Annotated in this window: 9 protein-coding genes; 6 read left to right on the forward strand and 3 right to left on the reverse strand. The window is 46.6% G+C overall.

Annotated features, from left to right (window positions below; genetic code table 11):
- The first annotated feature begins 139 nt into the window (after window positions 1-139).
- The 3 genes from B5X68_RS18360 to B5X68_RS18370 are packed head-to-tail and all read left to right on the forward strand — an operon-like array spanning window position 140 to window position 6108.
- Window positions 140-3208: a SusC/RagA family TonB-linked outer membrane protein gene (locus B5X68_RS18360; RefSeq protein WP_082216235.1), complete on the forward strand. Its 3069-nt coding sequence runs from the start codon at window positions 140-142 to the stop codon at window positions 3206-3208.
- A 22-nt stretch (window positions 3209-3230) separates the two neighbouring features.
- A complete protein-coding gene (locus B5X68_RS18365) occupies window positions 3231-4661 on the forward strand; it encodes a RagB/SusD family nutrient uptake outer membrane protein (RefSeq protein ID WP_082216236.1) in 1431 nt (476 codons plus the stop codon).
- Window positions 4662-4698: 37 nt separating this feature from the next.
- Window positions 4699-6108, forward strand: a complete 1410-nt coding sequence (locus tag B5X68_RS18370) for a sulfatase family protein (RefSeq protein ID WP_082216237.1) — start codon at window positions 4699-4701, stop codon at window positions 6106-6108.
- Window positions 6109-6201: 93 nt separating this feature from the next.
- Here the strand turns inward: B5X68_RS18370 and B5X68_RS18375 are convergent, their stop codons facing one another.
- Window positions 6202-8337, reverse strand: a complete 2136-nt coding sequence (locus B5X68_RS18375) for a hypothetical protein (RefSeq protein WP_082216238.1) — start codon at window positions 8335-8337, stop codon at window positions 6202-6204.
- A 227-nt stretch (window positions 8338-8564) separates the two neighbouring features.
- Between B5X68_RS18375 and B5X68_RS18380 the strand changes: the two genes are divergently transcribed.
- Genes B5X68_RS18380 through B5X68_RS18390 form a run of 3 tightly spaced genes read left to right on the forward strand, consistent with a single transcriptional unit; the run spans window position 8565 to window position 10520 of the window.
- Entirely contained in the window at window positions 8565-9167 is a 603-nt protein-coding gene (locus tag B5X68_RS18380; RefSeq protein WP_082216239.1) for a GDSL-type esterase/lipase family protein, read from the forward strand.
- A gap of 1 nt (window position 9168) precedes the next feature.
- On the forward strand, window positions 9169-9921 hold the full coding sequence (locus tag B5X68_RS18385) for an esterase family protein (RefSeq protein ID WP_229208475.1): 753 nt from the start codon (window positions 9169-9171) through the stop codon (window positions 9919-9921).
- Window positions 9922-9977: 56 nt separating this feature from the next.
- Entirely contained in the window at window positions 9978-10520 is a 543-nt protein-coding gene (locus B5X68_RS18390) for a hypothetical protein (protein ID WP_082216240.1), read from the forward strand.
- A 104-nt stretch (window positions 10521-10624) separates the two neighbouring features.
- Here B5X68_RS18390 and B5X68_RS18395 read toward each other — a convergent pair whose 3' ends face one another.
- Both B5X68_RS18395 and B5X68_RS18400 read right to left on the reverse strand, forming a co-directional pair.
- Window positions 10625-11971: an alkaline phosphatase family protein gene (locus B5X68_RS18395; protein ID WP_229208476.1), complete on the reverse strand. Its 1347-nt coding sequence runs from the start codon at window positions 11969-11971 to the stop codon at window positions 10625-10627.
- An 85-nt stretch (window positions 11972-12056) separates the two neighbouring features.
- A complete protein-coding gene (locus tag B5X68_RS18400) occupies window positions 12057-15212 on the reverse strand; it encodes a TonB-dependent receptor (protein ID WP_082216241.1) in 3156 nt (1051 codons plus the stop codon).
- Between the last annotated feature and the right edge of the window lie 297 nt (window positions 15213-15509).

The following is a 15509-nucleotide window of genomic DNA, read 5'->3' on the forward strand; positions in this document are numbered from 1 at the left end:
ATTTCATCGGCAGGATTTTTATTTGAATAATTAATCTATAAACTTGGTAGAATAAATAGTTTATCTAATTTTGCGATTCAAATCTATAAAGCCTATCAATCAAATATTTTATTAATAACATTAATCCCGTCACCTTACAATGCCTCAACCTTTCCATTCCCCTCATTTAAGGACATTAACCTTTGGCTTGCTGCTGCTGGCTTTCCCAGGCCTCGCGCAAACTTTAATCAAAGGAAAAGTAACCTCAACCAACGATCAGTCCGCGCTGCCCGGCATTAATGTGCTGATAAAAGGTTCAACGACCGGAACCACAACCAACACCGAAGGATTTTACGAGCTGCAAGCCGGCGACGATGCCATACTGGTGATTTCCGGGATTGGTTACCTCACGCAGGAAATACCGGTTAAACGCCGTTCTCAAGTGAATGTGCAGCTGAGCGACGATACGCGACAGCTTAACGAACTTGTAGTAGTCGGTTACGGCACACAAAAGAAGCGGGATTTGACAGGCTCAGTGAGTTCGCTGGACGCCAAAGACTTTAACAAAGGCGTTCAAACATCTGTGGATCAGCTCATCGCGGGAAGGTCGCCGGGAGTGCAGGTCACACAGTCGAGCTCGGAACCGGGCGGCGGCGTTACAATTCGTATCCGTGGGGCAAACTCGATAAATGCTAACAACGAGCCACTATATGTGATTGACGGTTTGCCAATTAACAACACTTCCGTTGTGCCCGGCTCAACGGTGGTAACCGAGCAGGCGCCACGTAACCCCCTGAATGCATTGAACCCGAATGATATTGAATCGGTAGAAATCCTGAAAGATGCTTCCGCAACGGCCATCTACGGTTCCCGCGGCGCGAACGGGGTGATCCTGATCACAACAAAAAAGGGTGTAAAAGGCAAGCTGAATGTCAATTATGCAGTTTCAGGGGGGATTTCGGAAGTTACCAAACAAGTCCCGGTGCTGAATGCGAAACAGTATACCAGCCTGCTCAATGACCTGCGAGCCGACCAGAAACAGGCACCCGAGTTCTCTGCGGAGCAAATTGAGCAGATAGGGGATGGTACTTACTGGCAGGATGAAATTTTCCGGAAAGGCTCAGTTCAAAATCATCAGCTGAGCTTTTCGGGCGGGCAGGACAAATTCAATTACTATGCGTCGCTGAATTACCTGGACCAGAAAGGAGTGGTGATCAGCTCAGGTATTAAAAAATACACGGGGCGCGTAAACCTCAATTACACCGATGATAAATTCAAATTCGGATTGAATCTCAATTCCAGTAATGTTAAAGACGATTTCGTGCCCAATGGTGTGAGCGTAAATGAAGGCGCAGGTGTGATCAACACCGCCATCTTCCAGGATCCGACGCTGACCATCAAAAATCCGAACGGGACCTGGACGCAAACACAGATCGTAAACCTGGAAAATCCGGTTGGACTGGCTAATGAAGTAAGCGACTTTGCAACCACTAACCGGACGTTCGCCAGCGTTTTTGCGGAGTACTTTTTCCTCCCTGAACTTTCTGCAAAGGTGAATTTTGGAACCGACCGGCAAGATTCCCGCCGCGATATTTTCACTTCCAGGCTTACGAAAAGGGCGGAAGGAACAAAAGGCGTTGCAAATGTACTGACCAGCAATTCGTACAATAACCTGATCGAGGTCACGGCCCGTTACAATAAAGCTTTTAATAAAAATCACCAGCTGGAAATCCTGGGCGGATATACTTTTCAGGAATTCGAAACGAGCACATTGACGGCGGGTGCACAGAATTTCCCGCTGGATGCATTGGGAACCGATAATCTCGCGGCGGGTGCGCAAAGCACTTTTTCGCTGGGAACCGGCCGGACCAAAAACCAGCTGCTGTCTTACCTGGGGCGTGTTAACTATAATTTGTATGATAAATATTTGCTGACCGCGTCCATTCGTGCAGACGGTTCGTCAAGATTCGGAGATAACAATAAATATGGCGTCTTTCCATCCGTAGCATTGGGCTGGCGGATTAAGGACGAGCTTTTTCTGAAAAATGTGAATGCGATCACTGACCTGAAATTCCGCGCCAGCTATGGTGTGACCGGTAACCAGGATATCGGAAGCTACAAATCACTGGTATTGCTCGGACCGCAGGGCCAGGCGATTTTTGACGGCACGCCTTATGTAGGAATCTCCACAACGCAGTTGCCAAACCCGGACCTGAAATGGGAAACAACCACACAGCTGGACTTAGGAATTGACTTCGGTGTATTTGATAACAGGCTGACGGGTAGCATTGATTATTTTCAAAAAGAAACAAAAGACTTGCTGCTGCAACTTCCCGTGCCGCGTACGACCGGTTTTACGACAACATTCAAAAATATAGGCGGGTTGAAAAACTCCGGGTTTGAGTTGGGTTTAAATTCAATCAACATTACGGCCCCGTTCACATGGAGAACTTCCGCAAATTTCTCTACGATCAAAAATGAGGTGACGGATCTGGGCGCGCTGCCGTTTATTCTGGGTGGTTCGGCGGGTTTTACCAATGATTTTACGATCATCCGCAAAGGCGACCCGTTGAATGCTTACTATGGTTACATTGTTGACGGCGTTTTTCAAACGGGCGATAACATTGCCAGTTCCGCGCAGCCATTGTCGCGACCAGGAGAATACAAATACCGCGATGTGAACGGTGACGGTACGATCAATTCGCAGGATCGCACGATTCTGGGCTCTCCTTTTCCCAAATTTACTTACGGCCTGAACAACGATTTTACATACGGCCCCTTTAATCTTTCTTTCTTTTTCCAGGGCGTACAGGGAAGCCAGATCTTCAACCTGAACCGCACCGAATCTGAAAATCCGATCTCGTTCCGCCGGAACCGATTGGTGGAAACCTACACCGACCGCTGGACGCCGGCTAATCCGACGAATGCAAATTCATCAGCAATTCCTGTGGCCGTGGCTTACACAAGCAATGTCAACAGCAGGGCGGTGGAAGATGCGTCTTACCTGCGTTTGAAAACATTGCAACTGACTTACAACTTCCCGACGGCGAAGTGGAAATTTGTGCGTAATGTGCAGATTTATGTGACCGGACAAAACTTGTTCACCATTACCAAATACACCGGCTACGATCCCGAAGTAAGTGCATTCGGAACGTCCAATGTGCGTGCGGATTACAATGCGTTCCCGCTATCGCGCACCTACACAGCAGGTCTGAGTATCAATTTATAACATTGCAGAAGATCCTAATAAAATGAAAAAGCTGATATATATCTTTTTGTTGCTGACCGTTTTGGGTTGCGATAAACCCCTGGAAGAAGAAGTATTTTCGTCCTTTGGCCCCAATAATTTTTTTAATACTGCCGACGACGCGGAGGCACTTCTGAATGCTGCCTATTCCCTTGAACAAAAGCAGGGCACGGATGGCTTTCGCAATATTTTTGTAATGGCCGAGGTGACCACGGACTTAATTATCATTCGGGAAGGCGGACTTCGCGGACTGGCGCAACCGCTCGAAGATTTCACCTGGAATGCGTCTCACGAATTCTTTGATGCGGCCTGGACGCGCTATTACAGCGGCATTTACCGCGCTAACCTGGTCATTGATAATGTGCCGAACATCGATTTTGACGCAGAAAGAAAAAAGCAGATCGTGGCCGAAGCCAGGTTCCTGCGGGCGAGCGGATACATTTATCTGTACGACCTTTTTGGCCCCACACCGATCATTACGAGCAGCATCAGCACCAGCGAGGACCGGCCAGCCAGGGCTTCCAAGGATGAGTTTGTGAAGTTTGTAACGGATGAATTGACAGCCGTAAGCGAAATCCTGCCCGTGAAAGCAACACAGTACGGAAGAGCCACAAAGGGTGCCGCGCTGGCGTTTTTGACGAAGTTTTATTTAAATAATAAAAATTGGGCTAAAACCGACGAGACTGCCCAAAAGGTAATCGACCTGAACAGTTACAGTCTTTTCAATTCGACAAATCGCGCGGATCTTTTCAAGCTGGCCAATGAGGTGAACAGCGAGTTCATTTACGTTCGTCCGCACGTTGCGCAGCCTGGATTGGGCACCAACTATCTGCCTCACGCAGCGCCGCCCAATTATAAGTACAAAGGCACAGCCAAAGCAAATTATGCTACCCAGCTCAAAACATTGTCTGGTTTTTATGATTCATTTGACCCTAAGGATCAACGGCGTCAGGTTTTTCTAACTGAATATGACGATCTGAATGGAAAGCACATTATATTGGGCCAGGACGACAAGCGGAGCTTCAAATTTGAAGAAGATCTGAATGCGACAGGTGCGGATTTAGGGAACGATTTTCCTGTGGTCCGTTATGCCGACATTCTTTTGAGCAAAGCCGAAGCATTAAACGAATTGACAGGCCCTACGCCCGAAGCGCTTGCACTTTTAAATCAGGTTCACGTAAAAGCAGGCCTTACTGCCTTAACATTAGCCAGCGTATCGACCAAAGATGCTTTCCGTGCGCAGATATTGAAGGAAAGAGGGTGGGAGTTTTTCTCGGAGGAACTTCGCCGCCAGGACCTGATCCGCCATGGTAAATTCATTGAGCTGGCCAAAGGAAGGGGCAAAGTCGCATTTGATTACCAGGTGCTATTCCCATTGCCGCAAAGCGAAATTGATCGTAACCCCAGCCTGAAACAGAATGAAGGGTACAAATAAGCTCTGGACTTTACACTGGTTTTTATAAAATATAAATATGAAAAAAAGCCTCTTTTCTGTTTTTGCGACAGCATTGTTTCTACTTTCTCTGACCGGTTTTTCCCAGAAAGTCAAGCAGCCAAACTTTATTATTATCCTGGCAGATGACCTCGGTTATGGCGATTTGAGTTCTTACGGTCATCCCACGATCCGCACGCCGAATCTGGACAAAATGGCGCTGGAAGGAACGCGTTTTACGCAATTTTACGTCGCAGCCAATGTGTGTTCGCCTAGTCGCGCCGCATTGCTAACTGGCCGGTTACCAATCCGAAACGGCGTTTTTGGGACAAACAGTGCCAACAAAGTTTTTTTTATCAATTCCACCAGCGGGCTTCCCAAACGCGAGACGACTTTGCCCAAAGCACTAAAATCGAAGGGTTACCAAACTGCCATTGTTGGGAAATGGCATCTGGGCTCACTTCCTGAGTTTTTGCCGCTTAACTATGGTTTCGATTCCTATTTCGGCATTCCTTACTCCAATGACATGGGCAAGGAATCATTCCGCACCAGTAAGGACGGGAAACCCATTTTATCCACTGAAAATCCGCCCTTACCATTGTATCGTGATTCCAAATTGCTTGAAACCGAGCCGAACCAGGATCTGTTGACAAAAAGATTTACGACTGAGGTTACGGATCTGATCACCAAAAACAAAAACAAACCATTCTTTATTTACTACGCGAGCCCTTTCCCCCATGTGCCATTGCATGCGTCACCTGATTTTGCTGGAAAAAGCAAGCGCGGCTTGTATGGTGATGTGGTGGAGGAGCTGGACTGGAGTGTGGGGCAGATTTTGAATAAATTGAGAGAGCTTAAACTCGATAGCAACACATTTGTGGTGTTCCTGAGCGACAATGGCCCATGGCTAATGAAGTCGCTGATCGATGAAAATGGCGGTTCGTCTGGCTTGCTTTACGAAGCAAAAGCGTCCACTTACGAAGGCGGCATGCGCGTTCCCGCGATTGCATGGATGCCTGGAACTGTAAAGCCTCAGATTTCATCTGCCATTGCAACTTCCATGGACCTGTATCCGACAATTTTAAAATGGGCTGGGGCAGAGGCACCTGCAAACATACCCCTCGACGGGAATAATATCGCAGACATTCTCACCGGCAAATCGGACAAGGTGACCGACATTGTGTATTACTATGATGCCAACAATTTATATGCGATCAGAAAGGGAGCATACAAAGCGCATTTCAAAACAAATCCTTCATATTCGCAAAAGCCTGCTGCTGAGCACAATCCGCCATTATTATATAATCTGGAACACGATCCTTCCGAGAAATTTGAGATTGGAAACAAAAACCCGCAAGTAATCGAAGAGTTGACAGCGGCTTATAAAAAGCATCTGGAAGGCGTGGTTCCCGTCGATGCCGAGCTGGATAAACGTGAAGTGCGAAAGTAGGGAAGGAATCAGCCATCTGACTTTTGCGAGGAAAGAATTTCAGGCACAGGTGCCGGGCACTGGAAAGCACCCGTAGGTGAGGAAAACACAACCTTACTTTGCTTCACCGCTTCCGAGTAATCCGTGATAATAGGCCATGTAGTACGGCAGGAGGAAAAATGTTCCTTCGTGTTCGTCGTGGCCGTCGCCTTCGGATGCCAGGAGGGCGAAGCCGTCACGGTCTTGCCGTACGTGGCCGCGCTCGTCGATGGGCAGGGCGTAGCCGTCTGTGCGCCACCCGATATTTTTTTCCTGCATGGGAGAGGAATCAAAAACGATGTCGAGGCGATGGGTGTTGTCCATGGTGTAGCCAATCAGGTCCAGCGGGATCTTTTGCAGGTTTTCAAGGATGAAGTCGGTGCGGTAACTTCCTTTTTGGTGCGCTTTTACGACTTTTGATGCATATAATCTGTTTTCTGGAAAAAGCCCTTTGTTTTCAAACATTTTCTGGTCAGCCTGTTGGGTAAAGCGATTTGCAAGAGCTGCGTAAATTGCATCCCAGAATGCATTTTTTTGCTTGCTAATGTGCTGCCAAGCCACTTCCAATCCCTGCCGGTACATGAGCAAGAGTGAAGGATCCGTTTCGTAATTAATTAATCCGTAAAGACTCATCAAGCAAATGTTGTTGTCCCAGGGAACGACGTTTTCCGGCGGGAAAAACTCCTTTGGATGCATGGCATTGATATGATAATTATACTTGTCGCGCAGGATTTTGGCCTCCGCATCATATTTTTTATCTCCCGTAACGTGCCTGGCAACATTCAGGAACGAGAGCATCACCGCTGAATTCAGGCCTCGCTGATCATAGCCATACACAGAATTGAAATATTCGGGAGAAAAATCACCCCAGCGCGTCACTTTGCCATCGTGATCTACAAGTTTGTACCCATGGCGTATCAAATGATCGGTCATGTCGCCGACCACATCCCGTACTGCCTGCTTTTCTTCTTCGGTCTTGGCAACCAGATCATAATAAATGCCATAGAAGAAAAAGTGTCCGGCCAGCTCATCCGAGCTGGTATCACATTTCCAGTAATATTTGCCGTCTTTGCTTTTGGGAAAACGCGGGTAAATGTCCTTCCACATCGGATCGTGCTGCTGGTTACGGAGATTATCCTCGCGACTGTGTGTTTCGTTTACTTTTTCGGGCCAGTCCACCGGGATAATAACCCTTGCGGGAAAGCCCTTTTCATGCGTGATGTCCACGAGCCATTTACAGGCTTTGAAACTTCTGTCCGCCAGTGCTTTTGCCTCAGGATCACCCGTAGCGGCATATCGGAATGCTTGTGCGGCTCCGTACATGGAGGTGTACATGCCATCATTATCCGAAATGGCAACCTCGGAACTGGCTACATTAAACTGCTCTTTCAAATGACTTTGCGCCACAAAACCCATGCGGTTATGGCGTTCTTCCACCTGTCTGGTAAAGATCCGGGCTTTTTCTTCAAGTGATATGGACTGCCGTACAATCTGGCTGATACCCTTATCCGTCCCAATCCACACGGTGCCGTTGTTAGCCTGAATGGCGATGGCATTCACGTGGTCGTCTGGAAGCCAGCGGCGGCTGAAACGATATTTAAACTGATCATTATCAACTTGAATAGCTCCTTTTTTTGTGCCAAACCAAACGATTCCGTCAGGTCCTGCCGCAGCGCACGTGAACTGGTTATAGGGCAAACCTTCCTTTCCCGTAAATAATTTCCATTTATTTCCATCCAGATAACCAACACCTTCCTCAGACCCAAACCAAAGGCGACCTTTGGAATCGGTTACCAGCGCTGCAACATTCCGGAGCGACCAGCTATAATGTTCGTTTTCCGGGAAGATCCTTTCGGGGTTTTTGCCTTTTTGAAAAAAATATAAACCTTCGGCACAACCAATTGCCTGACCATTCTTGTAAGGTATGGCAGCCAATATTTTTGTTCCGGGGATGACTGGTAACGAAGCTTTGGGAGCCGGTTTTTCATTGGAGACTGTAATCCATTTGCCGTTACTGAACTGTGCGGATTTACCTGCAATCGACGCAACCGGCTGATTATTTTTGAATGCGATCTGAATCACTTTCCCATTCGGCAAACCCGTTCCAGAGCCGTGTATTGTAACTACTTCCTGAACAAACTTCTGGTCTGGCACGGATTGTGCTAGGAGGTGAAACGGAAAAAAAAGGACCCAGTAAAAGAGCGATTTCATGAATATAAATAGGAGAGTTTAGGAAAAGGAACACACTTTATACTTGTAGCTATCACAAAGAGGCTACTCGTTATGCACCTGGTATGTTCTTTGATTACATTGTATTTGCCGCGAAGGATCGAATTTGATACGCAAAAAGTAACATTAAAACATGTGGAGTTCACAGACGCGTAACATTAAGATCGTACTTTTAAGAAGTCGGATTTTGGGCGAACATTATATTGCGTATGAATTGGTATGAGGATGAAGTTGTGAGGGTGGAAAAGGAATGTCAAAAGTTGTCTTTTCAGCCGGAAACATTGTTTTATGGTAGTTCCAGCATTAATCTCTGGACTACATTGTATACGGATTTTGAGGATATTAAACCTGTTAATCTGGGTTTTGGAGGTTCAACATTGGCAGCATGTTCCTGGTTTTTCGACCGGATCATGGCGCAAGTCAGTTCCGCAAAGACGGTAATTATTTATGCAGGCGACAACGACCTGGGCGATGGCCGGAATCCGATGGAAGTTTGCCTTTATTACAGGCAGCTCATCGGCCAGATCCGCGTGAAATTTGGCGATATCCCCTGCTATTATATTAGCATTAAGCCCAGTTTACAACGTTGGGAAATCATTTCTCAGATAAAAACGGCGAACAGGCTGATCCTGCAGGAGATCAATGAAGATCCTAATCAGCATTATATTAACATTTTTCCCGCCATGCTTGATGAGCAAGGCACGCCTGCGAGGGAATTGTTTGAACAGGACGGATTACACTTAAGTCCGTCCGGCTATGCATTATGGAAGAAGGCAATCCGAAACGCGTTAAACCTCTCAACGAACGATTAATATGATAAGCGCACCGCATGCCGTTGTCATGGAAAGGGAGTACCAGAAATGGTTCAGCCCCGCCTTGAACAGACATATGGAAATGCTGATTTTCGGTTCCGGAGGCGTTCCTATTCTGTTCTTCCCGACCCGCGCCGCCCATTTTTATGATCTGGAAAACTGGAAAATTATTGAGGCCATGCGCGAGCGGATCGTCAATGGAGAAATCCAGGTTTTTTGTGTTGACAGCGTTGATCAGGAAAGTTTCTATTCATCTGATCCGCCTAACCAGCGGATAATCAGACATTTGCAATACGAACGCTATATTTTGAAAGAAGTTATTCCTTTTATCAAAAAAAGAAACAAATCAAAACAATTAACTGTCACCGGATGCAGCCTCGGCGGTTATCATGCTGTGAACATTGGATTAAAACATCCCACAGTTTTTACCAAAATTGTGGGCATGAGCGCCCGCTACGACCTTACCAAACCCCTGCCTTTTTTCGCCGACCTGTTTGACGGCTATTTCGATGAGAATATTTATTACAATATGCCCAACCACTTTGTGCCCGGCATTTGTGATAAAAAACTCCTGCAACAAATCAGAAAGATAGACATTACCCTGGTAATAGGCCGCGAAGATTCGTTTCTGGCCGATAACGAGCGGTTAAGCGCTGCATTATCTCAAATAGGCGTGCCGCACAAACTGTACATATGGGATGAGGAGGCGCACCGCCCGCGATATTGGCGCGAAATGGTCAAGTTGTATTTGTAGGATGACTTGGCATGGTTTGTTTAGTTTAAAGATTTCAAATTTTAAACTGAAAAACCATGCTTGATGAATTGTTCAATCTCATAAAACAAAACGGACAACAGGCAGTTGTTGAGAATAACGAAGTGCCAAACGAGCACAACGAGGCCGTTATGCAGGAAGCTCAGTCGTCCATCGTAGATGGTTTGAGTAATATCAAAGAGCCGGATCAGGTGAATAGCCTGTTCGAGTCAGTGCAGAACGGCCAGGCCGAAAGTAACCCGGCGGTTCAGCAAATCTCAAATAATTTTACAGGCAACATTATGCAGAAGTTCGGCATCAATGGCAGCACAGCGGCAAGCATTGCTTCGGCAATTATACCGGTTGTCCTCGCTAAAATGGCCAACCGCGGCGGACAAGGCGGGGCCGGAGGACTCGACCTCGGCGGCTTACTCGGCTCACTAACCGGCGGCAGGTTCGGCGGTGGGAACCTGGGTGGAAGCAGCACGTCTTCCGGCGGCGGCTTAGGTGGAAACCTCGGCAGTATGGGCGCCAAGTTAGGGCTGGATAAAGACGGCGACGGCGATGTGGATCTGAATGATCTGACTAAGATGTTTAAGTAAACTCAATCTCAGTGATAATGCAAATCGGTCATTAGCACACATTTTATCTTAGAATGTGTGCTAATGACCGATTTTGCTTCCAACGTATATCATTCCTGGCAATCCTACTCGTTCACCAACAACCCCGGATACAAAGTCCCGTCGGCGCTTGGAAAATTTAACCCTAATAGCTTGGCAATGATCGGGGCGATGTCTTGCAGGCCCATTTCAGGAACTACGGCGCCTGGTTTGATGCCTTTTCCGAATGCTACGAAGCCGGTTTGGATCTCTTTAAAGTCGGGGAAGAAGCCGTGGGTGCCTCCGCTGGATGCGCGCATGAAATCGCCAGTTGCAGCTCCGCTGATGGTGATGCCTTGCACAGGCGCGATGGCGAGAGATGCATTAGGATCGGAACCTACTGCGTCCAGTGCTGCGCGGTCTTTTACTGCGAAAAGATTTTTCTGATTTGCTGGCAGTTGATCCAGGATTTGCTTCACTTTTTCAAGCGTTTTTGTATCGTTTTTATCTTTCAAATGTAAAAACGCTGAGCCGCCGGAGCTGTGGAAATAGGCTTTCCAGGCTGCCTTGTTGTTCGGGTCGTAAAGTCCTGCTTTCGCTAACAAAATATTAGGTGCAATGGCGGTGTGGATGTCTACAAAACCGTGGTCGCCCGTAATAATGAATGTTGTCTTCTCTCGGATGCCTGCTTTTTCAGTGGCCTCAATGATAGCCTTAATGCCCCGGTCCACGCTGGATAGAGAAGCCCTCACTTTGTCGCCGTCACGTCCCTGCTCATGCTCGAAATGGTCGACGGCAACAAGGTGTACAGCCAGAAATGACGGCTTGTACTGGCGGATCAGGTAACTGCTGATGCGTGACATGTTGTCGTCAATGCTCAGGTAATCGCCGTCAAAATCAATTTCTTCAAGCTTTCCGGTGGCATTCTGCTGGATTTCTTCATACAGACCTTTTGGAAACGAATTTTCAGAAAGCGCTTTGGTCATATTGCGTTTTCCGCCTTTTGTTTCAGGTAAATACCAAAACTCAGGAATGTTATAATCAGCGGGGCTGCCTACGGAAACCGGCCAGAAAACCGAGGCTGTTTTTAACCCTTTCTCTTTTGCAACACTAAAAATCGTGGGCACTTTAATCGTGCTGTAATCCCAGATCCACTTGCCCGTCACTTCGAGCGGCTCAGAAGGCGTGTTATAATAAACGCCGTGCTTAATAGGTTTAACTCCGGTGATAATGGTGGTGTGGGAAGGGTAGGTTACAGTTGGGAAAACCCCGGTAACACCATCGGAGTAAGCGCCGGTTTGCATACCCTGGCGCAGGTTCACCATGGACCAGTTTGCGTCTTTGTAAAATTCAGGACGAAGCCCGTCAATGCTGATGAGGATCACGTGAGAATCTTGCGCGAATGTGGAGAATGAAAGAGCGAAAAGGCCTATGGAGGCAAATATTTTTTTCATTGTATTTATTTTTTTAATGCATTCTGCTAAAATAAAAAGCTACCCTTGTCCGCCTGAGCGGACAAGGGTAGCTTTTTATTTTTTATTAAAACCCGTATCTCAAACCAAGCTGAATTTGGTAAGGGTTACCGTTCAAGCTGGATACACCGGTTCCTGCACTCATGTTGTAAACATATTGCTGTGTTGCAGGATCGAAACTTTTGATGGTGTAAAGGTTCTGTTTTCCAAGGTTTTTACCAACGCCCCAATCGTGGTTCAACATGTTGGCAACATTGAAAATATCAACAGAAGCTTCCAATCCATGTCCCTGGAACAGTTTGAAACGTTTCGCAAGACGCAAGTCAAACACACCATAGAAATCGTTGATACCACCGTTGCGCTCAGCCATTTTGCCCATATCCCTTGTGATATAATCCTTAATGCTCTGCTCTGCTTCCGGGTTGTCAAGAATTGTCTGGATGCCTTTGCGGATATATTCTGGTGTTTCCGGGTTATTCGGATTATAAATGTAAGCCAAGTCATTCGACGATACGAAGTCACCGTTCATGTTACCGCTTACTGCCATCGAGTAGCGCGTTCCGCCAATTCCTGAGTAGCGAAGACCGATTGTTACACCATAAATGCTTGGCGCTGTTCCGTAGAATACGATTTTGCTGCGGAACTGGTTGTTGGCATAAGCCATCTTGCTCAAATTGCGCGGATCATCAGCCACCATCAAATCGAGCGTTGCTGTGTTGGCCACGTTTCCGTTGTAAGATGTGTTGTCTTTTGAATCATTCCATGTGTAAGATGCAGTAATCTGTCCGTCTTTGAAGTAACGATATGTTCCGTCGATTACAACTGCATACTGGTTTTTCTTGCCTTCGCTGTTCAGTTCAAGCACGCGACCTACATTTTTGGTCTTACGGCTGTTCAACCAGTTGGTTGCACCGTTTTTAGCATTAATACTCTCAGCCGGCACATATACGCCACGGTTAGCTTCCGCTGCGATGCGGAAGAATGGATCTTCTACCATGTTGCGGTCTACATACATATAGTTGTTACGCGCCCATGAAGCATATCCGCTCACACCCACACGCAGACGGTCGCTGAAAAAGTGGTTGTAAGAGAAGTTGGTTTTATAAACAACCGGGATTTTCGCGTCTTTGCTATTGGTGTTGATAGTTACCAGTCTTTCAATGCCAGGAATGTTGAAAAGCTCTGCGCCTGGTGCTGTGGAAGGATCTGCGCGGTAGCCGGGGAAGTTTGGCTTTGGAACCAGGTCGCCCTGGATTTCCACCGAAGCAACTCTTGTTCCGTCAAACAGCATGTTGTTGATCATCGAGTAAGGGTTCAAAGCCGAGCCAAAAACACCCGCACCGAAACGAACGATATCCTTGCTCTGCTCATTTACATCCCATGTAAATTGTACACGTGGCTGTAATTGCGTCGTGTTGATCACATTGTCCGTACGCAAGCCCAGTTCATCGAAAACCACCTGGCTGAAATTCGCTTTGTTCAGATATTGTGTGTTGTCCAAACGCAAGCCTGCCATCATTTCGAGACCGAGCGCCAGTTTTGTGTCCATTTGAGCATAAATTCCTGTGCTCAGAGAGTTTACAACATTGCTTGGATCTTCAAGCAGGTTAATTTCCCTTGCATAACGATAAGGCGTCAGGTTGTTGAAATTTTCCAGACCAGTGAAGTAAAAACGTCCGTTCATCTCGCTTCCGTAACGCGATTTCATCCGGTTGTACATCACGTCAAGACCGAAAGTAAAGTTGATCTTTCCTGTATTGTAATAAAAGTTATCAACCAGCTGAACCACAGTTCCTTTAAACCATTCAGGCGAGAAACGCTGTCCACCGATTTGGATTGAAGTGTTGTAATTGTTTGTTCCTGAAACAGATTGCACGTTTTCAACGATTGCGCGCGGGATACCATCCGAAGGAAGTTCAGAGCTTGGAATGATAGCCTGATCTTCATAAAAGTGCTGCAATTTCAGCTCATTGGTGATTTTTGGGTTGATAATGGTCCGCAACGATGCCATGATGCTGTTATCAAATCTTTTCCGGTCGATATAGGACTCATAAGCATTGATACCACTATTGTCACCTTCCGAAAGCGCGTCGTTTTCAATCACCATGTTATTGCGCAGCGTCAAAAGGTTCCTTGAATTCAACTGCCAGTCGATCTTCGCAAAAATAGCGTCAGTTCCCTTTTTCTTTCCAAAAGCACCAAACTGAGGGTTATTTGAAACGCCGTATTTTGTTCTGGCGATGTCAGAGAACTTGTCCAAAGTTTCCTGCGTCACTTTGTTGGCAGCTTCATCAGCAGGGGACTGAATGTTGGCAATGTATAAAGGACGTGAGTCGGCCTGGTGATCCCATGCTACGAAGAAATGCGCCTTGTCTTTTTTGATCGCTCCGCCCAATGAAGCTCCATATTGATAGGTGGAGAAATCCTGCACCCTTTTGTTTCCTCTCAAATCATAACCGCTTGAAAGCCAATCTGTACGCATAAATGTAAATGCGCTTCCTGAAAGTTTGTTCGTTCCGGATTTGGTAACTGTACTAATTGTACCACCACCTGCACGGCCCATTGTAACGTCATATTCGTTAGTAACTACTTTAAATTCGCGGATTGCTTCCATTGAAATGGAATAAGCTCCCTGCGTTGATCCACCCGCAATAGTTCCGCGCGATGTCATACCATCCAAAGTAAAGTTGGTAGAAGACGCGAGCTGTCCACCCAAACTGCTTCCGTTGCTCAAAGGCGAAAGATCGATAAGGGATGTGAAATTTCTACCATTAACAGGCAACTTGGCAATGTCTTTCGCCGTGATCGGTGTAGAAGAACCCAATGTTACAACAGTGTTTTTCAACGAGTTAGCCTTAATGTCTACGGCTTGCAACTCGGTAGCGCTGTTTTCCATCGCGAAATTCAGCCTCAGCTGATCGCCCTGGTTCAATGCGTATCCTGTTTTCTTTTGCTCTCCAAAACCAATAAAGGAAACGGTGATGGAGTAAGGCGAACCAAGCGGCAATTGCTTGATAATGTAGTCTCCGTTCATGTCTGTAACTGTACCCGCCTGAAAACCAGTGGATTCGTTTCTGACCAAAACGGTTGCGCCCGGGATCGGGCCTGCATTTACTTCGGTGACTTTCCCAATGATGGTTGCTTCGTTACCCTGCGCGTAAAGATTGGCGGAGCAGAAGCACATTGCGATGACCACAATGAGTCCGGTAATTAATCGATTCATGTTTGGTGAGTTAAATGAGTAATAGTTGTGATTGGATAAAAATGCCTTGTCAGGGCAGGGAGGTTTAACGCCCGCAAAAGTAGACAGGCAATGTTAAGGCTGTGTTAACGGTGCGTTAACGGATAATTAAGGTTGAAGGAAGCAGATTAGGATAGGGGAAGTTTGAAAAAAGTCTACGTAAAAATGCAATTTAATACAAGTATAGTGCTAGTTAGTTCTACTTTATAAGGCCATGAGGTCAAATTATTAAATTGTTAAATAGCATTTCCTCAAAAGAACATGTTATCGGAATTATTC

It is taken from the genome of Dyadobacter psychrophilus (assembly GCF_900167945.1).
GTDB lineage: Bacteria > Bacteroidota > Bacteroidia > Cytophagales > Spirosomataceae > Dyadobacter > Dyadobacter psychrophilus.